Raw genomic sequence first — 19,690 nt, forward strand, 5'->3', positions numbered from 1 at the left:
GACGCAAACCCTACGCGGAGTGATCACAATGATTGATGAAAGCCTACGGCTGAGCCTCGCTCGGCTAAACGAACTTGAAGGGGGCCTCCGCGCGAGCGCTCGCGCAGGAGCTCCACGTGCTGTCGGTTCTGACAAACGGGGTGCAGTCACCATAGTGCTCGAGGGCGACCGGTTTCTGATCGAGATTGCGGACGACTGGGAAAGGCGTGTGGGTGCCTCCGGTATCGCTGCGAGTGCAGGTGAGGCGTTGAGCGACGCGACGACGGCGCGATTTGATGGGGGCGGGGCGAGTTTGGAAACTACTGAAATCGCCGAGTTAACTTTGCCAAATCCGCACGCTGATGCGAACGTTGTCCAGAGATTTGTTGATGAAAACAGAGCCGCTGATGAAGCAGTGTTTTCCGACGCGCTAGATCTTCTCGTTGAACGCGCTCGTTCAGCGGCGCGCAAGCGCATCAATCATCGCGGGCCTGCTGAGCTTGCAACTGTGCTGCTCGCGCCAGACGGCTCGGTTAACCAAATCGCGTTCGATGAGACCGCGGTGCAACACCGTGAAGGGCGCGACCTTGCAAGTGATGTGATGGCTGCTGTGTCGATTGGGCAGCAGGCCCTTCGAGTCCCTCTACTGGCGCAATCAGAGTAGGTCAGGCGAATGATGGAGCCGCGAAAAAACACACTACGGGCAGCATGAGTATCGAAGTTGAGATAGATATTGAAGACCTCGGATCGGATTCTTCGAAGTGGTATGAATCTTCGCTGAAGTTGGCTGCTCTCGCGCAGGCATCCGCTAGTCGAGATTTGCCTGATTCCGCGTTCATGATGGCGGGATACCCGTTGGCGCAAATCTATCGCGGATATTTGAATACGGTGTCCGCTCTACTCCTTGATGGTGCTACTCAAAGCGACGACGTTTCGAAACTGCTCCGCAGCGCGGCCCGATCATATATCGAGGCCGATGAGTCTGTTGTAGACGAGGTCAGAGCGCTCTTGGCTGAAATCGACGGAAACTAAAGGACACAGTATGACCGGACAAGCGTTTCAGGCAGTCCAGACACTTGACAGGTGCTCGGAGGAGATCGCCAAACTGACAGGAGCTGTGAATTCCGCGCTGCAGTTCGTGCCGTCTTTTCTTCAAGACATGCTGGGAGAGATCTACGCGAAGTGGAACAGTTTCTGCGCCCTCGCGCAGATGTTCTTCGACCGATGCGCGGAGGTTTTCGGATATGGCTTCGGAGATCCGGGGGCGCTGCGTGGACTCGCCGATGCATGGAGCGTGTCGACAGTCGAGCTTTTGGAACAGTCCGCAAAACTCATCAAGGCCGCTGACCTGCAAGCAGACACGACCTGGAACGGCCCGGCCGCGGGTTTGTATGTGCAAGCAACAGTCGATCAAGATGAAGCGATCGCAAAGGTGAAGGAGAGCGCAAAAACCATGGGCCGCGCGCTCGAAAATCACGCGGGTGCAATCGAAGATTTCTGGGGAGATATCGTCAAAGGTTTTGTCGCCTTCCTGATTTCCTTGGCAGGCGTCGTGGTGACCGCGGTCGCACTGGTGCCGCCAGTGACACTGCTAGGAGTGGCCGGGTTGATCCTCTCGGCTGCTAGCGCCGTCACTAGCGTGGTTGACCTGTTTGCTACTGAGCTCGAGAACCTTGAGAAATTCGCGGAGGACGCCAAACGGCTTGCTGTTGACGTTAGCGATAACCTCGCAGATCCTTGGCCAGCGCTTGTCAAATAGTGGTCTGATGGTGGGATTGAAAATCGAGACATACCGATTGTCGAATATTGGGGAACGCGCGTGAATACTGATCCGAATCTTCTGAACGTCAAGCGAATACTCGATCTTGCCGCGCCCCTGTCTTGGGCCTTGCTCGGAGTCGCCGTATTGGGCCTGATCGGGTATGTCGTGTTTTCTGGACTCTTCGGGACGGCTCTCGAGGCACGGATACCGGTGATTGTCGGTCTTGTGAGTACCAATGTATCTGCGGTCCTGCAGGTGGTTTTCGCCAATGCGGCAGTGAAAGCATTTCCTGCTGAGCGCGGGCTTCGGCTGAAAGCGCTGCTGGGAATTGTGGCCCCTGGCCTCCTCGGAGTGATTCTCTATGGCATTGGCTCACTCGCCGTTCGAATCGTGTTGCATGAATTCGACAGCATCGCCCAGGACTTCGTCTTCGGGTGGTTATTGATCGTCTGTGTGCCGATCGCGGTGTTCTTGTTTTATGCCGGGGATAAGTTGGCGCTGGTTGAGAAGAGATACGGCATCGATGGTGCCACCCAGCTTTACAATTTCCAGCTCGCGGCGGAGCTGCCGCACCGCTGATGTGAGTGGCGATGGCCAGGGCTGTCTCGTTGTCCCTCGCACCGGACGACTATGACGTCCCTCGACCGAATGCCGGGCTCACGGCCCTGCGTACTCCGAAACCACGGGCGACTCGGGTGTTCCGGAGATCTCGCAGACGAAAGACGACACGAATGTTTCGCCCGCGCTCGATTCAGAAGTGCCATTGACAACGACCTCTAGCGCGCCATTAGTTTGAAGATGAACGATGAGGCCAGAAAGTGGCCCGGGTGTGAATGACGCTTCGGTGGCTTCCCCGCCGTCAACCATGTCGGACCGCAGCGACACGCAGGCGTCATAAAGCTGTTGGTTCGTCCAGCCTGCGACGGTTTCTTCCGCAGGAGGAGTCGAGGCGCTGGGTTGTGGGGTCGCACTGGCCGACGTTGAGGGGGGAGTGGATGTCGGAGTGGTGGTCGGTGATGAGCTTGACGACGTAGTGCCGCAACCGCACAGTGCAAAAGTGATTGCCACGAGAACAGCGGAAACCTTGATTGTGTTGACGACCATACAGACACACCCCTCTTGCCCCTAGTTTTCCTAAGCATATGTCATTGATTGCGGAGTGGAACGATGCCGTATCGAGGAGCTCGTCAGCGCAGCTGCTCGGCGGTCTGACGGCCCACCCCTCGTCCGAGGTTGTCTAGCTGGCGTCAAAGATTCCGCGAGCAATTACTGCTACCCCGCCAAGTGAGGCGAGGACTAGGCAGAAGACTCTGGCTGCGCGTGTCGGCACCCAACGGGTCAGCAGCTGACCGCCTAACAGCCCGGCGACAAGGGCCGTGATCGCAGCGATCCATTCAATGGATGACAGTGCGGGGGCAGTGCCTCGCGCAATCAAGGAAAGAGAGCCGAGTGTGGCGAAGTAGAACTGAACACTGATCGCAAACCGACGGTGCTCCCACTCGGAGGCGACCGCATACGCCGTGATCGCGGGCCCACCGACTCCGGCGATCACGTTCATGAAGCCAGAGAGCGCTCCGGCGACCACTTGTCCCGGCCAGGCGCGCACGTGCGGCACTCGCTTGGCCAGCACGCTCAAGGCGAGCGCGAGAATCACCAGTGATCCTGCCCCGATCTCGAGAACGTGGGATGGCAGCGAACGCGCCAAGAGGGCCCCGGGGATGACCGCGATCGCCGCGGCGCCAAGAAGGGGCAGCACGCGGCGATACTCAATATCTCGTACGTGGAATACGAAGACACTGAGCGCGGTCGCCACCCCGAAGATATTTGTCAGTACTACTCCCTGAACGGGGCCCAGAGCGAGAAGAAGCAGCGGGGATGCTACGAGAGCGAACCCCACGCCAGTGAGACGTTGGGTGAGCGCTCCGACCAGTACCGCGAGGGCAATCGTCAGAGCGCTCATCATTACGCTTCGTCGTTATAGCGTGATCGACGCATACGTAGTTTCGGTGAACTCTTCGATGCCGGCGTGGGACCCTTCGCGACCGAGGCCGGATTGTTTCACGCCGCCCATCGGGGCGAACACTACGGAGGGCAATGCTTCGTTGATGCCGATAATTCCGACATCCAGTCGTTCTGCCAGCGTCAAGCAGGTCGTCAGGCCCGCAGAGTAGACGTAGCCAGCGAGGCCCATCTCCGTTGCGTTGGCGCGTTCGACGACATCATCCACCGAGTCAAAACGGAAGATCGCGGCCGCCGGGCCGAAGATTTCACTCGTCGCCATGAGAGCGTCGTCTGGCACGTCGACGAGCAGCGTAGGAGCAACCCACGACCCTGCTTCGGGCAGATCACGGCTCGCTGTGACGACTTTGCCACCCCGCGACACCGCGTCGGCGATGAGGCTCTCGACGGCAACCTTGCGGTCGTTGTCGATCACCGGGCCGAGATCGGCAACGTCGTCTCCGGTCGTTGCTCCGACGCTGAGCGCATCAACAGCAGCGACAAACTTGCTCACGAACTCTTCGTACACCGCGGAATGAACGTAGAAGCGATTCGCGGCCACACACGATTGGCCGGTATTGCGAAAGCGTCCAAGCATGGCGCCAGAAACGGCTTTGTCGATGTCAGCGTCATCCATCACGATGAAGGCTGCGTCGCCGCCCAGCTCCAGCAGTGGTCGAATAATGCGACGGCTGGCCTGAACCATAATGTCTCGACCCACTTCGGTGGATCCGGTGAAGCTGACCGCGCGAACGTGCGGGTGATCCAAGATGGCGGATGTCGTGACACGAGCGGGGCCGTGAACGAGGTTGACTACACCAGCCGGCACTCCGGCATCCGTGATGCAACGAATGAGTTCGGTCACGGCCAGTGGAGCTTTCTCAGAGACGCGAATCACCACAGTGCAGCCAGCGGCCAGTGCTGGCGCGAGCTTTCGTGCTTGGATCGAGCACGGAAAGTTCCAGGGCGACAGGGAGGCGACGACACCGACCGGTCGGCGCAGAACAAGGTGACGTCGGTGCGACAACTCGTGGGCGGGGTATTCGCCACTCAGGCGCCGGGCTTCTTCGCCGAACCACTGAAAGTATTCGGCAGAGAACGCGATCTCACCGGCTGCTTCGGGTAGGCGCTTGCCTGCCTCGCGGGCAAGCAGCAGCGCTAGTTCGTCTGCACGTTCCCGGATGAGGCCCGCGGCCCGCAGCAAAATCTCGCCTCGAGCGCGCGCGGGTGTTGCTGCCCACGAGGGAAAGGCGGCATGGGCGGCGTCGGCGGCGGCGATCGCGTCGCTGGCGGCCGTGTCAGGCTCGGGGTAATCGACGCGTCCTACAAGCTCGCCGTTTGAGGGATCGAAGACCTCTTTTTGGGCGTCGCGTGTCTGCCAAATTCCGTTGATGAGAATGGTCGGATTCAGGGCCATGAATTTGTCTCCTTGAGTAGTGGATCGAGGGCGCGTGAGCGTCAGCGGTTTCCGACGACGCGGTCCACGATCTCGACCAGCCGCTGCAGTCGCGGCACCGCGTCGGCCTCGAGTGAAGCCACAACGTCGGGGGCATCGACGCAGGCACGCCAGACAGCTCGGCCAGCGAGGAAGCCTGATGCCCCGCCCTGACACGCGATTTCTACTGCACGCGGAAAGTCGTCTGCGGCAACGCCGCTGGAGAGCACGACCCAGGGTGAGGCGATTGCGTTACCGAGACGGATGCACTCTTCGAGCAGTTCAGCATCAGTTCCCAGGCCCTTCAGTGGAACCTCGGCCTTGTACAGATCTGCTCCGAGGCTGCCCAGTTCGTGGGCGGCGGCGTGAACGCCGGCGTTCCAGTCCCATTCGCCACCGTGGCGAGGAGCCTTGCAGACCGGCTCGATGATGCTGATGAGGTTTGCAGCTGTGCAGCGGCCGATGAAGTCGACGACCATGTCGACGCGTTCCTGCGCCGATTCATCTTCGCGGTAAATCACGAGCAACTTGGCAGCGACAGCGCCTTGAGCCTTGGCGGCAACAAAGTCGACGCCCTCATCAATAATCTGGGCGGTAACGACTTCACCATTGCCGGGCACGAACTGGTCGGCGGCGATGATGGGCGCGCAGCCAGCCGCGACGACACCCTGCTCCATGGCGGCGTCCCAGACGAACTGGCGGTCCATCAGTACAGCGGAGGCGTAGGGGCTGAGAATCTTTGTGGCCTTGAGCTTGAAGTCGGTGAGGGTGCTGTCGGGCACGGCCGCGAGCACCTCTGCAGGCACCGATCCGTCGGAGTTGGCGGCCACGTCACCAGCAAACATGAGGCGCAGAGCTTCGCGTTGGTCGACGGCGAGCATCGCAAAGGCGCCTGACTCGCGTCGCAGCGGTTGCGTGGGGTCGGTCGGTGAGGTGGAGCTCGTCATTTCTGTGCCTTTCGAAGGAAAGCGATGGTTTCGTTGTGGTTAGGGATGGCAGAGCGGCCGTCGACGCCGCGGCAGGACAGCGCAGCGACGGCGTTCGCGTAGATCAGGGCGTCAGCCATGGGCGTTCCTTGCGTAATCGCCGCGGTGAGGGCGCCGTGGAAGACGTCGCCGGCACCGAGAGTGCTTCCGAAGTCGTCGACCGCGAAGCCAGGAGCAGAGTAGAAGTTGTCAGCAGAATCTCGCCCGATACTGCCCTCTGAGCCGAGCGTTGCGACAACGCTGAGGCTGGGAGTGCCGCGCAGAATTTCTTCGTGGGTGCCGTTGCCGTAGAGCTCGATGAGCTTTTCGAGGGGCGGCACATAGAGATCGACGTCTTCTACTTTGCAGAGGCGAGCGGAAGGGCCAACGAGCGGGTTGCCCGCGTCGACGCTGATTCTCGGATGCTGTTCCCTCGGTACGTGGGCGAGTGCTTCGGCTACGGCGGGCCAGCCGAGGTGATCCACGTGGACCCACTCGGCGGCCAGGAGGCGTTCGCGGTTTTCTGCGCTGAGGTGCAGGGGAGCGACTTCGCGGGTCGCGATGCTTCGGGTCGCATCCGCATCGCTGCAGATGATGACGCTCGCCTGGGAGGCGCGATCAGTCTCTACTTGTAAGAGTTCGGCGGAGATGCCTTCTTCTTCGAGTCCGGAGCGGATGTAGTCGCCAACCTGATCGAGACCGATGGCGGCGATGAGCTCGACATCGAGCCCAAGGCGCTTCGCGGCAACGGCAGCGGTAGCGGCGGGACCGCCACCTCCGTAACGGATGGTGCTGGCGATGACGCGCTCGTCGGAGGCAGGCGTGCGGTCGACCACGGCGATCGCGTCGTAGGTCGCGGCGCCGACAAAAAGAACGGGCAGGGGCATCATTGCCTTTCAGCTCGAGATGGGAGATGTGTGAATATTACCATCTATTGTTGATTTAAGAACATGAGTTGTTCCGGGTTCCTCGTTTTTGTCTGGTTAACTTGTGAGGAGCTTTGAGGAGAGCAATGGCGCAACGCGACGAGACTGAAGCGGCAGAGCCTGCCGCCCCCCGCAACGAACGAATTGTTGCGATGCTTCAGACACGGGGATTCGTTTCGGTTCGGGACCTCGCAGCACACCTTGACGTGTCAGAAATGACAGTGAGGCGTGATTTGCGCACTCTCGCGCAGCGAGACCTCATTCGTCTGGTGCACGGCGGAGCGGCGCTCACGCACGGCACACTTCGCACCCCAGACTTCGTCAATCGAGCGGGAACAGAAAGCGTCGCCAAACGGGCGATCGCCGAGACCGCCCGCCGATACGTCAGCGACGGAGACACCGTCGCGATCGACTCCGGAACAACGACCTTCGTATTAGCCGAGCGCTTGCACGATGCCTCGCCCCGCTCAATCGTGACGAACTCAATTCCCGTAGTGCAGCTGTATCTCGGGCGGCCGCAACAGAGCGTCGTGGTGCTTGGCGGCGCGGTGATCCCCGAGAGCCAAGCGATGGTGGGCTCCCTCGCAGTTTCTGGTGCTGAACAGCTGCGGGCGACGACCTTTTTCCTCGGAGTCGCAGCGGCGGACGCTCGCGGACTGTACGTCGAGACTGATTCTGAACGACCGACCAAACGCGCGCTTATGGATTCAGCCGACACCGTCATCCTCTTATGCGACGCCAGCAAATTCGCGATGTCGTCTCCCATCAGGCTCGCGACATACGACGACATAGATGTCATCATCACCGACGCTGAGCCGCCGGCAGACGTGAGGCGTGCGGCCGAGGCGGCACAGACTGAGATTGTCATCGCCTCGTCCTGAGCAATCACGACACTCTCCTCGTGCGCTGGGGAGGTTCTTGCCGCTGTGCGCCGCAAGAACTCTTAGGCATCAAGAAGACCGCGACTCAAGGCCGGCGCCATTCCCGGGGTGAGGGGAAGGCGCGGAACCACCAGGCAGTGAAGCAGATGGTAAATGTCTTGCTTGCCGCTCCATACCAAGCTCGTGACGACGTTGTTCTCGTCGAGTTCTTGCCACCACGAACCAGTTTCGTAGTCGATCAGATAGTCGCGGCAGTAGTCCCAAAACTCGTTGTAGATATCGGAATATCTCTTCTCGCCGGTGGCACGGAACAGCGCGTAGGCGCCGCCGATGGCTTCAACGACTACCCAGCGAACCCGCGAGCGAATCACCGGAGCACCAGTCCAGTCGACCGAGTAGAGGAACCCGGGCGCGCCATCCGTTGACCACGCATCGTTCACGGCCGCTTCGAACATGCCGACGGCGTCCTCGACCAGCCATTCTGGCGCGGGACGCCCCATTGTCTCCAAGCTCGCGCGCAACTGAAGCAGCAGGCGCGACCACTCAACCCAGTGCCCAGGGGTGCCGCCGAAAGCGCGGAAACGATCGCCGGGCTCATCGCGGTTGTACTCGGGGAGAGGCACCCAATCGCTGTCGAAGTGTTCGTTGACCCGGTAGTTGTTGTTCTTGGCAATGTCGTGGATGACAAAGGATGCGATCGAGAGCGCGCGGTCAATCCAGACGCTGTCGCCCGTTACATCATGAAGCACGAGGAATGCCTCGACGGAGTGCATGTTCATGTTGCCACCGCGATAGTCCTCACACACGGTGAAGCCTTCATCCCAGTTGTCGCGGCATCGTCCCTCGTCATCAGACCAGAAGTACTTCTCGATGATATCGATGGCGAGCGCCAAGAGTTCGTCAGCTCCCGGGATGCCGGCGGCAGCGGCAGATGCTGCACCGAGGGCCACAAACGCGTGCGCATACGCTTCCTTGCGGCGATCAATCACGTCATCGCCGGAGTTCGCGACGACCGCAAACCAGCCGCCATTGCGGGTATCGCGGGCCACGCCCGTGAGGAGTTGATCAACACCGTGCGCGGCGAGGGTGCGAGCACCGGGGCGTCCCATGAGCGATGCGACTGAGTACACATGAACCATGCGAGCGGTGATCCACAGGTGGGTTCCGTTGTCGTCAATCGTCTCGCCCTGGGGTCCAAGCCAGCCAAACCCGTTGGGTTTCTTTGCTTTGCGCCCGAATTCAAGAATGCGATCGAGTTCGACCTCGAGCCAACGATTGTGGGCTGGGGTTCCTATCCACTGCGACATTGATCAGTGTTCCTTTCACCTCTGCGTGGTTTCCAGCCAAGGAATTAGCTCGAACTTCACCAGATGGGTGGGTGTTGTGTGCGGAAAACAGGGGCGGATGCCGGAGCGTACGCCAGTGCGGGTTGGTTACCCCTTGGTCGCTCCCGCCGTGATTCCGGCGACGAAGTAGCGCTGCAGGAATACGTAGGCGATGACGATTGGCGCGGAGGCGAGCATGACCGACGCGAAGAGGGCCGGATAGTTCGTCTGGTATTCACCCTGAAAACTGAGCAGAGCTAGTGGCAGCGTTCTCATGTTTGGCGATTGGATGAATAGCAGCGGGTAGAGCAATTCGTTCCAATGAATCACGGAGAGGAAGATTCCGGCTGCGGCCAGTGATGGTGCCGAGAGGGGAATCACGATGGAGCGATAGGTGCGCCAGGGCCCTGTTCCGTCGATTGATGATGCTTCGAAGAGTTGCTGGGGAATGGTCTTCATGAATCCCGTCAAAATGAATACAGCAATGGGCATCGTGCCAACAATGTTGGCGAGAATGAGGCCCGCCAGACTGTTCAGAAGGCCTAACTGCCCGAAGAGTACGTACAACGCAATCATGTTCGTCTGCGCGGGGATTGCCATGCCAAGCACCAAGAAACCGAAGATCAGCCACGAGAGAAACCCTTGGATGCGCGACAGGGCGTAGGCGGCAAGGCTGGCGATGAAGAGTGTTGCGGGCACGGAGATCAGGGCCACGATGGTGCTGTTGAGAAATGCGTTCCCGAGATCACCGCCGGTGAGTACTTCTTGATAGTTCGTCGGAGCGAACGAACTGGGAAGCATGAACGGATCGTTGAAGAGTTCAGCAGTGGACTTGAATGACCCAAAGATGACGATCGTGAGGGGTACGAGAACGATGATCGCGTACACCGCCAGGATCCCTCTGCGGCCGAGTTTGGCAAGCATGCTATTCCTGTTTCTGTGTCAGTCGAAGAACACGTCGTTGGAGGACGGTAATCAGAACGATCAAGAGCATGAAGATCACAGACTGCGCAGCGGCATAGCCGAAATCAGTATTTGCGAAAGTCGTGTAGATCCGGGTCGAAATGATGTCTACGGATGACTTGGGCGGATTGCCCGCAATTCCCAAAATCAGGTCGAACGCCTTGAACGATTGGATGGTCGTGTAGGCCACCACAATGGCCGTCGCCGGTGCCAACAATGGCCAGGTGATGGTGGTGAATCGTTGACGTCTGTTGGCGCCGTCCAATTCAGCCGCTTCGTAAAGTTCGGCGGGAATGGCCTGTAGTCCGGCCACAAAAACCACCATCATTTGGCCCGAGTGTGCCCAGATCTGCACAAGCGCAACCCAGTAGATCGCTTGAGCTGGATCGCCAAGATAAGCACCTTGGAACTGTTCTAACCCAATTGCGCCGAGGAACGAATTCAGCAGCCCGAAATTCGGGTCATAAATGAACCGCCAGATGAATGCCACCGACACCGACGAGAGGATGGTGGGGAAAAAGAACAGTGCGCGAAGCACAATCCCACCTCGCGTGTTGCGAACGAGCATAAGCGATAGCACTAGTGAAACGATGGTCTGCACAATCACGACAACGAGCATGTACTTCACGTTGTTGGTGACAGCGTTCATGAACAGAATGTCGCCGGTGAAGGCCCGGACGAAATTGTCTACTCCGACGTAGTTGAACGTGGCGGAGTAACCATTCCAGTCCGTGATGGCGTAATGAAATGCCTGGAGCGTGGGCATCGCCATGAAAATCACTAGGAGGATCACGGCGGGCATCGGAAACAACCAGAGTGCGGGATGCACCCGCATCGGCGATTTACGGCCTGCCTTTTTCTTCGGCGGTCGCGATTTCTTCGACGGGGCGAGCAGAGTTCGCTCTGCTGGCGCCCCGTCGTCGTTGAGAGTTTTTGTCATCGTAGGTTTTGGTCCACGATCAGCTGTGCGCTCTCTGCAGCTTCTTCAGGGGATGCCCCGCCTACTACTGCGATGGCTGTCGCTTCGACTGCGTTGCGCACGTCGAGGTTCTCGAACTGGAACCGTGCGGCCAGCATGGTTCTCTTGTCCAGCCATGGGCTGAGCTTCACGAGGTCTGGGTCGGAGTATTCGACTCCCGCAACCGCGACGTGTTGTGCGGTGTTGTCTGCGTAGTAGGCCGCGTTCTCGGGACGAGAGAGGAACTCAATCCAGCTGTAGGCAGCGGGCTGAACCTCGCTTGCAGCGTTGACGCCGAGGATAAAGGTTGCGTTGTAGACACCCTCATAGTTGGCGGTCTTTCCCGAAGCGTTGGTAGAGGGGAAGATGAGGTCGACGGGGAACTTTGCGCCGAGAGCCCGGATTGCCGAGATGTGGTACGAGCCGGTCACGAGCATCGCGGCTTGCTGTTGAACGAACATGTTCTGTACGGCCTCGACGGCGGTTCCTTGAGCGTTGTCCTGCATGTATGGCACGAGTTCTTGATACTGCTTAAGCATCGCAATGAACCAGTCATCCGTGACCTTGAGTGTGCCGATCTCAATCTGGGCGCACGCGTCCTCGGCGGGGGCATTGTTGGCCACCATGCAGTTGAATAGCTGGCCGGCGTTGCCGACGTCACCACCTGGCCACGCCATCGGAACATAGCCGCCGGTCTTGAGCGCCTCGCAGGATCCGAGGAAGCTATCCCAGTCCTTCGGGGCTGATTCTGCATTTGCTTTGTCAAAGGCGTCGAGATTGCTCACGGGCATGGGGAATACAACTTGGTAGGGAAGTCCCAAAGTTTGCTTGTTGAGTGTTCCTGCAGTCAGCAGCGAAGGTACGAAAGCGGCTGCGGCGGCTGTTGCGCTGAGATCCGTATAAATCCCTGCGTCGGCCATGCTGGCAAACTGTGCGCCTCGGAAGGATGCGAAGGCGTCGCCAACATTGGAGCCTCTGATCTTCTGGAGCCCTTGAGCGTTGTAGTCATTCGAGGTCGTGATGTCTTGAGTGAAAGATACGTCGGCAATTTCTGCAGCCCATCGCTTGCCGAGCTCGTCGAAGACATCCTTATCTTCGGCGCGCCAGTGCGCGAATGAAACTTTGCCGCTGGGCGTTCCTGTTAGCGGTGCGCTGGGGCCTGTGGCGGTGATGGCGCCGCCTGTGGATCCTGGCCCTGCGCACGACGCGAGCGCGAAGGTGGCGCCCACTGCGCCAAAGACGCCAAGTACTTGACGACGCGAGAGTTCGTAGCTCATCTGTATCTCCTCATTGAGTATGCGTTGGAAGTGATTGCTCGCGTCCGAACTGCACCGGATGACGCGCGTTTCGAACGCGCATCTGGATGTACTTCTTCGTATTTCAGGCCGATTGTTTTCTTGACTGAAAGTTGCGAACATGTCGTATGCTACACACTGGATGTTAAGTAATCAACATAATTTGTTCAAGAACCATCACTACCGTTTGCGTTGACGTTAACGCGTTCGCGAACCTTAGTGCTGAGCGAAGCGGAGCGAGAGATACCCATGTCGAAACCCAGCAACCCAGTCACCGTGCGTTACGGAATTATCGGTGCAGGCCTTATGGCGCGCGAACATGTACGTAACTTGGCGTTAGTGCCCGGCAGCGTTGTTGTCGCCTTGGCCGATCCCTCCGAAGAGTCCCTCGCGGCAACCGAGCGAGAGGTTGGGTACGAGTGCCAGAAATTTAGCTCACACCTCGACTTGCTCAACGACGCTGACATCGACGCTGTAGTAATCGCTAGTCCCAATGACACCCACGCGCGTATCCTGCATGACATCATGCAGTCCGGTCGAGCACTGCCCATTCTCGTGGAAAAGCCGATCTGCACGTCGCTAGCCGATGCCGAGGCACTTGAAAAAGCCGCTGAAGCGTACGGCGCACCTATCTGGGTCGCGATGGAATATCGCTACATGCCGCCGGTCGCGGAATTGATAAAGGCCACGCATGAGGGGCGACTCGGCAAGCCAGCGATGTTGTCAATCACCGAGCACCGTTTCCCCTTTCTTGACAAGGTCGACTCGTGGAATCGATTCAACGAAAGAACTGGGGGAACACTCGTGGAAAAGTGTTGCCATTTCTTCGACCTGATGCGTTTGATCCTGAACGACGAGCCGGTACGGGTATACGCGAGCGGTGGTCAGAGCGTTAATCACCTCGACGAAAGCTACGCGGGGAGGGTTCCGGACATCCTGGATAACGCTCTAGTGGTTGTAGATTTCGCGGGTGGCTCGCGCGCACTCCTCAACCTCTGCATGTTTGCCGAGGGCTCCTTCTATCAGGAACACATCTCCGTGGTTGGCTCCGAAGCGAAGATCGAATGTTTCATCCCGGTCGATAGCAACCACTGGCCCGCCGACGGAACGGTTCGCGAAGCGTTCGTGGAGTTCAGCCCGCGCTCGCCGCAGGGGCCGACGCGGCACGCGGTCGACGTTGACCCTGAGATCCTGGCCGCAGGCGCACACTTTGGGTCGACCTACTATGAGCACATCGGGTTTCGCGACGTCGTTCTCGGCAAGGGCCCCGTCCAAGTCACACTGCGAGACGGCATCCAATCCATTCGCATGGGGCTCGCAGCCGAGTTGTCTGCCGTGCAAGGCCACCCCGTCGAACTCCACACAGAGCTCGTGGCTCGGTGAGTATGCTCTCGCGTGCGCCGGGGCAGACTGGGGAAGTGTCACCATGAGTCAATCCGCCGAGTTGAGCGTGAGACAGCGAGCTATCGTCGATCAGTTGCAGCAACACGGTTTCATTGCAACCGTCGACCTTGCCGAGGAGTTCGGTGTCTCTGACATGACTATTCGTCGTGACGCCAAGAGAATTGCTGAAGCTGGCCACGCTCGTGTTGTTCATGGCGGGATCAGCCCAACCCACGTGAGCGGGCACAGTGCGTTCTTCGCTGCTCGAGCCCGCGAGCATGCTGAGGGCAAGAGACGAATCGCCGCGGCGTGCATTCGTCTCCTCTCTGACCGAGACGTAATTGTGCTCGATGCGGGCACGACTACCTACGAGATCGCAAACTCACTGCCATCAAGTTTTCTCGGTACCGTCATCACGAACTCACTGCCGGCCGTCTATCGAACTCGCCAGTTGCCAGCCGCTCGAACCATTTGCCTCGGAGGAGAGCTGCTCAAGGATAGTCAGGCCTTCGTCGGACCAATGCCCATCCAGTCGCTCCAAGGGCTCCGCGCATCCATCGCCTTCATCGGTATCAGCGGGGTTGGTGAGGGTGGGTGCTATATCGAGCGTGAGTATGAACGAGACATCAAACTTGCTGCAATGGCCGCAGCGGACCGGGTCGTTGTCGTGGCAACCCACGACAAAATGGCGCGCTCCGCGCTGGCGCATTTGGCTCAATTCTCAGAAATTGACTGCCTTATTACAGACGCCGCACCTCCGGCGGACATTCGACGGCACTTGGCGAACGCCGGCACGGAACTGATCGTCGCGTCGGAACGACAGTCACGCGCCACAAACATCTAATTCAGAAGGAACACGAGAAACACGACTCAGGCGGCACATCTCTGCGGATCCGCCCGCTGGCGCATCAATCGGCGGGAACCACTTTCACGCTCGAGCGGTGAACAGCGCAAGATAGAAGCATGCTGCTGCCCGCGATCATCCTCATCACCCTCGCCCTTGTCTTTTACACCGTGGGGGTGTGGAGCGAGCGGGTGCAAAAAGTGCTCAAGCTCTGGCACGTCGTGCTCTTCGGGTTGGGGCTGGCCGCCGACGCGACGGGCACCTTTCTGATGAACCTGATCGCAACCGAGAATCGCGCGGCCGGGATCGAGCAGAGCGCATTGAATCAGCTCATGGGCGTCACGGGAGTGATCGCGATCGTTCTCATGGCCGTGCATCTCGCATGGGCAATCATCGTGCTCGTGCGCAATCGTGAAGCCGAAAAAACCAGCTTTCACCGGTTCTCTGTCGTCGTGTGGGGAATCTGGCTCGTGCCGTACATCGTTGGCGCGCTTGGTTCGAGCCTTGGCTAAAACGAGTAAATCGCCTAGATCGGCAGATTCAATTCGGCAGGCGGGGTCAGTCGGGTCAGTCGGGTCAGCCGATTCGCTCGCGAAGGAAGGCAACCACGCGGTCGCGAGCCCCCGCCGCTGAGTTGGCCGGGTTCTCGCGCAATGCACCGGTCAGCACCGAGTGCGCGGTCGCGGCGTAACCGTCGGGGTTTCCGGGCGAGGAATCCAACTGGATGATCTCGAAGGCGTCGCCGAGGCGAGCCTTGATCGTGTCAAAGCGGGCACGTGGAGCAGCGGTGTCTCCGCTGAACCGTAAGCCGAGCGCGCAGACTTCGCCGGCATCCGCACGGGCAGCAATGCGGTCGAACTCGTCGGGCGAGACCCCAGCATCGAGCTGGCGCGCACGGCCCAGCGGAAAGGGAACGGCCGGCTGGCTGAGAACGGATGCCGCCACGGAGTCATCAATAGCAGCGGCTAAGGCGAATCCGCCGGTGAAGCACTGACCGATCACGCCAACGCCTCGACCGGGAGTGCGAGCAGCGAGGTCGGAGGCAACCGCCCGAAAGTAGTCGGTAACGGGCCGCGCCGCGTTCGTCGCAAACGCACGGAACTCGGCAGTCACGCACAGCCGCAACACGATCCGTGTCATGTAGCCAAGAGTCTTTGCTTTGCCGGGCTCACCGAAGGGCGAGGGCACGACTACGGTGAAACCCGCGGCAACAAGGTGCTCGGCCAAGCCAAGAACCTCGGGGGTGATTCCGGGAATCTCAGGGATCAACACCACCCCTGGTCCCGCGCCTTTCTCGAAGCAGTCATAGGTCAGGCCCGCGGCGGTGAACGGCGCGCGAACCCAACCGTCGAGGTTGCCGACTGGTGCTGCGGAAGTGGTCCCGGTTGTCATGGCTCAATCTTCGCGCACCGAAGGGCGTTCCACACTGTGTCGAAAATGCACGGGTTATCACCTGGTTTCAATATCCACGGCTCACGTATATCTCGTTCATAGGAATGTCATAGGCAATCTCGGTGTGATGAAACAAGTCACCCAACAGAGGAGCTTGATCATGAAGCGAAATCACTTCACCCTTACCGCCGCCGTCAGCACGTTCTTGATTGGCAGCGTGCTGTTGGCGGGATGCACGACGGCAGTTGAGACTCCCGCCGTCACCTCCAGCGTGACCGCCGAGATCGGCGACGCGAACGTCGGCCTGAATCTGGGACCTGTTGCGACAGAAGTCCTGGCGGCGAATTCAAATTCAACGACCACCAACGACGACGAGTGGACCCTCGATGGCGCCGTTTCGATCGCCCTCGACGGCCCCACGGCGACTACCGACGGTGATGGCGTGAGCGTCGACGGCTCCACGATCACCATTAGCGCAGCTGGAACCTACATTCTCTCGGGGCAGTTCGATGGCCAAGTAGTCGTCGACACCGACGATGAAGCTGTCGTTGCCCTCGTGCTCGATGGCGCCGAAATCTCCAGCTCAACAAGTGCCGCGATCGCGGTCGCTAACGCCGAAGACGTGGTCGTCTCCCTCAGCGGCGCCAACACGCTTTCCTCCACCGGAGACGACGCCGACTACAACGCCGCGCTCTTCAGTGACGCCGACCTCACCATCTCGGGCGACGGATCGCTCACGGTGAGCAGCGCGGTCAACGACGGCATCACAAGCCACGACGATCTCGTCATCCTCTCGGGTGACATCACGGTCACCGCCGGCGATGACGGTCTGCGCGGCAAAGATTCGCTGACCGTCGAAGGCGGCACGGTTACGGTGGCTGCCGGCGGCGATGCTCTCAAGTCAGACAACGAAGAAGACGAGACGCGCGGCTATGTGTATATCGCGGGCGGCATTGTTGACCTCACTGCGACGGATGACGGAGTTCAAGCCGCGACTGACATCGTGATCGCCGGTGGATCAACGACGCTCGCGGCAGAAGATGACGGTCTCAAATCCGAAGTCAACATCGTGATCTCGGGCGGTGGAACTGCTGTCACGAACTCTTACGAAGGCATCGAGTCGTACTACATCACGATCGAGGGCGGCGCGCTCGCCGTCAACGCAAGCGATGACGGAATCAACGCGACGAGCGGCACCAGCACCACCACCGACATCGGCGGCGTCGTCGAAGCGGATGACGGAGCAATGGTGGCGATCACCGGCGGCGAGACCACGGTCAACTCTGCCGGCGACGGAATCGACTCCAACGGTTCCATGCTCGTGACGGGCGGCACCACCACGGTGTTCGGTTCGTCAGAAGACCGTGAGGGTGCGCTCGATGCGAACGGCACCATCGTGGTCGAGAGTGGAACAGTCCTGGCGATCGGTATGACCTTCATGGCTACTGCGCCTGAATCGTCTTCGACTCAGGGATGGGTGAGTGCGTCGCTCGAGCAGGCTTACGCCGCTGACCAGAACGTGCAGGTGCTCGATAGCAGTGGCACAGTGATTGCCGAATTCACCTCGATTAAGTCGTTCCAATCGGTCGTGTTATCGGATGCTGCCATCACGAACGGTGACACCTACACGGTCACAGTCAACGGCGAGACTGCCGGAACCGTGACCGCGGGAGTCGCCGCAGCGGGTAGCGAAGGCACTGGTGGCGGAGCGCCCGGCGGGGGAGCGCCTCGCCCGTAATCTGAAGCAGCAGCGGTTGCCGCCAGCGTTCGCCCTCGTGGCGTTCGCTGAGCGGCAGCCGCTGTTTTGTTGTCCCTCTCAGGCGACGGTGACAGGCTGGACCCACTGACGAAAGAGGATTCTGATGAACGACTATCCAGGAATGATTTCCGAGAAGAACCTCATCCAGCCTGTCCCGCGTCGTATCCGCGGCTACTTCGCGGGCGAACTCATCTTTGACACCACTCAGGCGATTTACGTCTGGGAGTGGTCGCCGTATCCGCAGTACTACATCCCCATTGATGACGTGAATGATGATCTGCTTGTCGATGAGGAGAAGGAGAAGCACGAGTCGCGCGGCACCTATATGCGGCTCGGCCTGAAGTCAGGAGAGCGCGAGCATCCGGCGGCCGCCAAGCTATTCTCGGATGATTCGCTGGCGGGGCTGGCCGGCATGGTGCGTTTCGAGTGGGATGCTCTCGACTCTTGGTTCGAAGAGGACGAGCAGATCTTCGTTCATCCTCGAAGCCCCTATGTTCGAGTGGATGCGGTACGTTCGACCCGCACAGTTCGAGTCGAACTCGACGGGGCCGTTCTTGCCGAGTCATCGTCTCCGGTCATGGTCTATGAAACTGGTTTGCCGACGAGGTATTACCTCAATCGCACGGAGGTGAACTTCGAGCACCTCGTGCCCAACGACACCGTCACCGAGTGCCCCTATAAGGGAACGACCACCGATTACTGGTCAGTGGAGGTGGGCGACACGGTTCACGACGATCTGGCGTGGTCGTATTCGTTCCCCACGCGACAGCTGTTGCCGATCACCGGCCTTGTGGCGTTCTACAACGAGAAGGTCGACATCTTCATCGATGGCGTCGAGCTCACGCAGGCCAAGACGCACTTCTTCCCGTCCACGCCCGCGAGCTAAGAAAGCCCGTTGTGACTGCAGCTTCCTTTCGAACGGATGCCGGACTCATCGTGCCCGCGATCACGACGGCGCAGATGCGCGAGGTCGATCGAGTAGCGGTCGATGAGCTGGGGCCAAACCTCTATCAAATGATGGAGAACGCCGGCCGCAATCTTGCTTCTCTCTGCGTGGAGCTGCTCGGTGATCAGTGGCCGTCTGCGCTGATCGTGGTGCTGGCCGGAACCGGCGGCAACGGCGGCGGCGGAATCTGCGCCGCCCGCCACCTGGCCAACCACGGTGGCACCGTCACGCTGGTGATCTCGAACCCGTCGCGCCTCGAGGGCGTACCGGCCGAGCAACTCGCGCTCTATCGCGCCACTGGCGCACGAGTTGCGACGGTCGCTGACCTCGACACCGCGGATGCGGAGCTGCTCGTCGATGCCGTGTTGGGCTACAGCCTCAGTGGTGCACCGCACGGGGCAGCTGCCGAACTCATCAGATGGATGTCGCGCCACCCCGCCCCGGTCGTCTCTCTCGACATCCCCTCCGGGGTCGACTCCACGACCGCAGTAGCGCCAGGTGATCACGTCTCCGCGACGCACACGATGACTCTCGCCGTTCCGAAGACGGGGTTGGATGCCGAAGCTGTCGGATCTCTCTGGCTGGCGGATATAGGCATTCCCCGTGAGGTTTATCGGCGAGTGGGTATTGAGTTGCCTCCGGCACTCTTCACTCCGGGATATCGCGTGCGACTTCAGACATCCTAAACACAGTGTTTTGGGGGCCTCATTTTTGCGACACGCCCGGGATGTGGGCGGTGTTGGCGAGGGGGGCAAAATGCACGTAATGTTTCCTCTTGTCACCCCAAAGGTGCGGAAGTCCCGGGCAGTTCTGCTGCTAGGTTTCCGGCCTCAAGTGGGGGCCACCATTCTGAGACTGCCAAGGCACACAGGGGATAGG

General features: G+C 59.8%; 21 protein-coding genes. 11 read left to right on the top strand and 10 right to left on the bottom strand.

All coding sequences use genetic code 11. The features are described 5' to 3' along the window. Window positions 1–28: 28 nt before the first annotated feature. From ON14_RS10165 to ON14_RS10180, 4 genes are read left to right on the top strand one after another with little or no spacing between them, the layout of a single operon-like run. A complete protein-coding gene (locus tag ON14_RS10165; protein ID WP_010204933.1) occupies window positions 29–643 on the top strand; it encodes a hypothetical protein in 615 nt (204 codons plus the stop codon). A gap of 44 nt (window positions 644–687) precedes the next feature. Further along, window positions 688–1,011: a hypothetical protein gene (locus ON14_RS10170; protein WP_010204935.1), complete on the top strand. Its 324-nt coding sequence runs from the start codon at window positions 688–690 to the stop codon at window positions 1,009–1,011. A 10-nt stretch (window positions 1,012–1,021) separates the two neighbouring features. Then, on the top strand, window positions 1,022–1,738 hold the full coding sequence (locus ON14_RS10175; RefSeq protein ID WP_039742025.1) for a hypothetical protein: 717 nt from the start codon (window positions 1,022–1,024) through the stop codon (window positions 1,736–1,738). 60 nt (window positions 1,739–1,798) lie between these two features. Continuing rightward, window positions 1,799–2,320, top strand: coding sequence for a hypothetical protein (locus tag ON14_RS10180; protein WP_010204940.1), 522 nt, complete (start codon window positions 1,799–1,801; stop codon window positions 2,318–2,320). Between the two features lie 78 nt (window positions 2,321–2,398). On the opposite strand, the gene ON14_RS10185 is transcribed toward ON14_RS10180, so the two are convergent. The 5 genes from ON14_RS10185 to ON14_RS10205 form a co-directional block, all read right to left on the bottom strand. Next, on the bottom strand, window positions 2,399–2,845 hold the full coding sequence (locus ON14_RS10185) for a hypothetical protein (protein WP_010204942.1): 447 nt from the start codon (window positions 2,843–2,845) through the stop codon (window positions 2,399–2,401). Between the two features lie 133 nt (window positions 2,846–2,978). Then, window positions 2,979–3,704: a sulfite exporter TauE/SafE family protein gene (locus ON14_RS10190; RefSeq protein WP_010204943.1), complete on the bottom strand. Its 726-nt coding sequence runs from the start codon at window positions 3,702–3,704 to the stop codon at window positions 2,979–2,981. 12 nt (window positions 3,705–3,716) lie between these two features. Next, entirely contained in the window at window positions 3,717–5,156 is a 1,440-nt protein-coding gene (locus tag ON14_RS10195; protein ID WP_010204944.1) for an NAD-dependent succinate-semialdehyde dehydrogenase, read from the bottom strand. A 41-nt stretch (window positions 5,157–5,197) separates the two neighbouring features. Beyond that, entirely contained in the window at window positions 5,198–6,121 is a 924-nt protein-coding gene (locus tag ON14_RS10200) for an aldolase (protein WP_010204945.1), read from the bottom strand. Next, a complete protein-coding gene (locus ON14_RS10205) occupies window positions 6,118–7,029 on the bottom strand; it encodes a carbohydrate kinase family protein (protein WP_010204946.1) in 912 nt (303 codons plus the stop codon). Before ON14_RS10205 ends, ON14_RS10200 begins: the two co-directional genes overlap by 4 nt. A 122-nt stretch (window positions 7,030–7,151) precedes the next feature. On the opposite strand from ON14_RS10205, the gene ON14_RS10210 reads away from it, so the two are divergent. Next, window positions 7,152–7,946: a DeoR/GlpR family DNA-binding transcription regulator gene (locus ON14_RS10210; RefSeq protein WP_010204947.1), complete on the top strand. Its 795-nt coding sequence runs from the start codon at window positions 7,152–7,154 to the stop codon at window positions 7,944–7,946. A 62-nt stretch (window positions 7,947–8,008) separates the two neighbouring features. Here the strand turns inward: ON14_RS10210 and ON14_RS10215 are convergent, their stop codons facing one another. From ON14_RS10215 to ON14_RS10230, 4 genes are all read right to left on the bottom strand, one after another. After that, on the bottom strand, window positions 8,009–9,253 hold the full coding sequence (locus ON14_RS10215; RefSeq protein WP_010204948.1) for an AGE family epimerase/isomerase: 1,245 nt from the start codon (window positions 9,251–9,253) through the stop codon (window positions 8,009–8,011). A 126-nt stretch (window positions 9,254–9,379) separates the two neighbouring features. Further along, a complete protein-coding gene (locus ON14_RS10220; protein ID WP_010204949.1) occupies window positions 9,380–10,195 on the bottom strand; it encodes a carbohydrate ABC transporter permease in 816 nt (271 codons plus the stop codon). Window position 10,196: 1 nt separating this feature from the next. After that, entirely contained in the window at window positions 10,197–11,174 is a 978-nt protein-coding gene (locus tag ON14_RS10225; RefSeq protein ID WP_010204950.1) for a carbohydrate ABC transporter permease, read from the bottom strand. Next, window positions 11,171–12,469, bottom strand: a complete 1,299-nt coding sequence (locus ON14_RS10230; RefSeq protein ID WP_010204951.1) for an ABC transporter substrate-binding protein — start codon at window positions 12,467–12,469, stop codon at window positions 11,171–11,173. The genes ON14_RS10225 and ON14_RS10230 overlap by 4 nt, the downstream gene beginning before the upstream one ends. 267 nt (window positions 12,470–12,736) lie before the next feature. Here ON14_RS10230 and ON14_RS10235 point away from each other — a divergent pair, with 267 nt between their 5' ends. The 3 genes from ON14_RS10235 (at window position 12,737) to ON14_RS10245 (ending at window position 15,226) form a co-directional block, all read left to right on the top strand. Then, window positions 12,737–13,870 carry a Gfo/Idh/MocA family protein gene (locus ON14_RS10235; RefSeq protein WP_010204952.1) on the top strand — a complete coding sequence of 378 codons (1,134 nt, stop codon included), beginning with the start codon at window positions 12,737–12,739 and terminating at the stop codon, window positions 13,868–13,870. Window positions 13,871–13,913: 43 nt separating this feature from the next. Further along, window positions 13,914–14,714, top strand: coding sequence for a DeoR/GlpR family DNA-binding transcription regulator (locus ON14_RS10240; protein ID WP_010204953.1), 801 nt, complete (start codon window positions 13,914–13,916; stop codon window positions 14,712–14,714). 119 nt (window positions 14,715–14,833) lie between these two features. Further along, window positions 14,834–15,226 carry an HsmA family protein gene (locus ON14_RS10245; RefSeq protein ID WP_010204954.1) on the top strand — a complete coding sequence of 131 codons (393 nt, stop codon included), beginning with the start codon at window positions 14,834–14,836 and terminating at the stop codon, window positions 15,224–15,226. Window positions 15,227–15,290: 64 nt separating this feature from the next. On the opposite strand, the gene ON14_RS10250 is transcribed toward ON14_RS10245, so the two are convergent. Then, on the bottom strand, window positions 15,291–16,106 hold the full coding sequence (locus ON14_RS10250; protein ID WP_010204955.1) for a dienelactone hydrolase family protein: 816 nt from the start codon (window positions 16,104–16,106) through the stop codon (window positions 15,291–15,293). Between the two features lie 160 nt (window positions 16,107–16,266). Here ON14_RS10250 and ON14_RS10255 point away from each other — a divergent pair, with 160 nt between their 5' ends. From ON14_RS10255 to ON14_RS10265, 3 genes are all read left to right on the top strand, one after another. Then, the gene (locus ON14_RS10255) at window positions 16,267–17,844 is read left to right on the top strand and encodes a carbohydrate-binding domain-containing protein (protein WP_010204957.1); all 1,578 of its coding nucleotides are present in this window, start codon (window positions 16,267–16,269) and stop codon (window positions 17,842–17,844) included. 124 nt (window positions 17,845–17,968) lie between these two features. After that, the gene (locus ON14_RS10260) at window positions 17,969–18,751 is read left to right on the top strand and encodes a DUF427 domain-containing protein (protein WP_010204958.1); all 783 of its coding nucleotides are present in this window, start codon (window positions 17,969–17,971) and stop codon (window positions 18,749–18,751) included. A gap of 11 nt (window positions 18,752–18,762) precedes the next feature. Then, window positions 18,763–19,497, top strand: a complete 735-nt coding sequence (locus ON14_RS10265; protein WP_010204960.1) for an NAD(P)H-hydrate epimerase — start codon at window positions 18,763–18,765, stop codon at window positions 19,495–19,497. Window positions 19,498–19,690: the final 193 nt, after the last annotated feature.

Source organism: Salinibacterium sp. PAMC 21357 (genome assembly GCF_000247645.1).
Taxonomy (GTDB): Bacteria; Actinomycetota; Actinomycetes; order Actinomycetales; family Microbacteriaceae; genus Rhodoglobus.

What these genes read in the sequence shown, in the direction of transcription:
- ON14_RS10165 (WP_010204933.1), top strand. Translation starts at nt 29, where the DNA reads ATGATTGATGAAAGCCTACGGCTGAGCCTCGCTCGGCTAAACGAACTT.
- ON14_RS10170 (WP_010204935.1), top strand. Translation starts at nt 688, where the DNA reads ATGAGTATCGAAGTTGAGATAGATATTGAAGACCTCGGATCGGATTCT.
- ON14_RS10175 (WP_039742025.1), top strand. Translation starts at nt 1,022, where the DNA reads ATGACCGGACAAGCGTTTCAGGCAGTCCAGACACTTGACAGGTGCTCG.
- ON14_RS10185 (WP_010204942.1), bottom strand. Translation starts at nt 2,845, where the DNA reads ATGGTCGTCAACACAATCAAGGTTTCCGCTGTTCTCGTGGCAATCACT.
- ON14_RS10190 (WP_010204943.1), bottom strand. Translation starts at nt 3,704, where the DNA reads ATGATGAGCGCTCTGACGATTGCCCTCGCGGTACTGGTCGGAGCGCTC.
- ON14_RS10195 (WP_010204944.1), bottom strand. Translation starts at nt 5,156, where the DNA reads ATGGCCCTGAATCCGACCATTCTCATCAACGGAATTTGGCAGACACGC.
- ON14_RS10200 (WP_010204945.1), bottom strand. Translation starts at nt 6,121, where the DNA reads ATGACGAGCTCCACCTCACCGACCGACCCCACGCAACCGCTGCGACGC.
- ON14_RS10205 (WP_010204946.1), bottom strand. Translation starts at nt 7,029, where the DNA reads ATGATGCCCCTGCCCGTTCTTTTTGTCGGCGCCGCGACCTACGACGCG.
- ON14_RS10210 (WP_010204947.1), top strand. Translation starts at nt 7,152, where the DNA reads ATGGCGCAACGCGACGAGACTGAAGCGGCAGAGCCTGCCGCCCCCCGC.
- ON14_RS10215 (WP_010204948.1), bottom strand. Translation starts at nt 9,253, where the DNA reads ATGTCGCAGTGGATAGGAACCCCAGCCCACAATCGTTGGCTCGAGGTC.
- ON14_RS10220 (WP_010204949.1), bottom strand. Translation starts at nt 10,195, where the DNA reads ATGCTTGCCAAACTCGGCCGCAGAGGGATCCTGGCGGTGTACGCGATC.
- ON14_RS10225 (WP_010204950.1), bottom strand. Translation starts at nt 11,174, where the DNA reads ATGACAAAAACTCTCAACGACGACGGGGCGCCAGCAGAGCGAACTCTG.
- ON14_RS10230 (WP_010204951.1), bottom strand. Translation starts at nt 12,469, where the DNA reads ATGAGCTACGAACTCTCGCGTCGTCAAGTACTTGGCGTCTTTGGCGCA.
- ON14_RS10235 (WP_010204952.1), top strand. Translation starts at nt 12,737, where the DNA reads ATGTCGAAACCCAGCAACCCAGTCACCGTGCGTTACGGAATTATCGGT.
- ON14_RS10240 (WP_010204953.1), top strand. Translation starts at nt 13,914, where the DNA reads ATGAGTCAATCCGCCGAGTTGAGCGTGAGACAGCGAGCTATCGTCGAT.
- ON14_RS10245 (WP_010204954.1), top strand. Translation starts at nt 14,834, where the DNA reads ATGCTGCTGCCCGCGATCATCCTCATCACCCTCGCCCTTGTCTTTTAC.
- ON14_RS10250 (WP_010204955.1), bottom strand. Translation starts at nt 16,106, where the DNA reads ATGACAACCGGGACCACTTCCGCAGCACCAGTCGGCAACCTCGACGGT.
- ON14_RS10255 (WP_010204957.1), top strand. Translation starts at nt 16,267, where the DNA reads ATGAAGCGAAATCACTTCACCCTTACCGCCGCCGTCAGCACGTTCTTG.
- ON14_RS10260 (WP_010204958.1), top strand. Translation starts at nt 17,969, where the DNA reads ATGAACGACTATCCAGGAATGATTTCCGAGAAGAACCTCATCCAGCCT.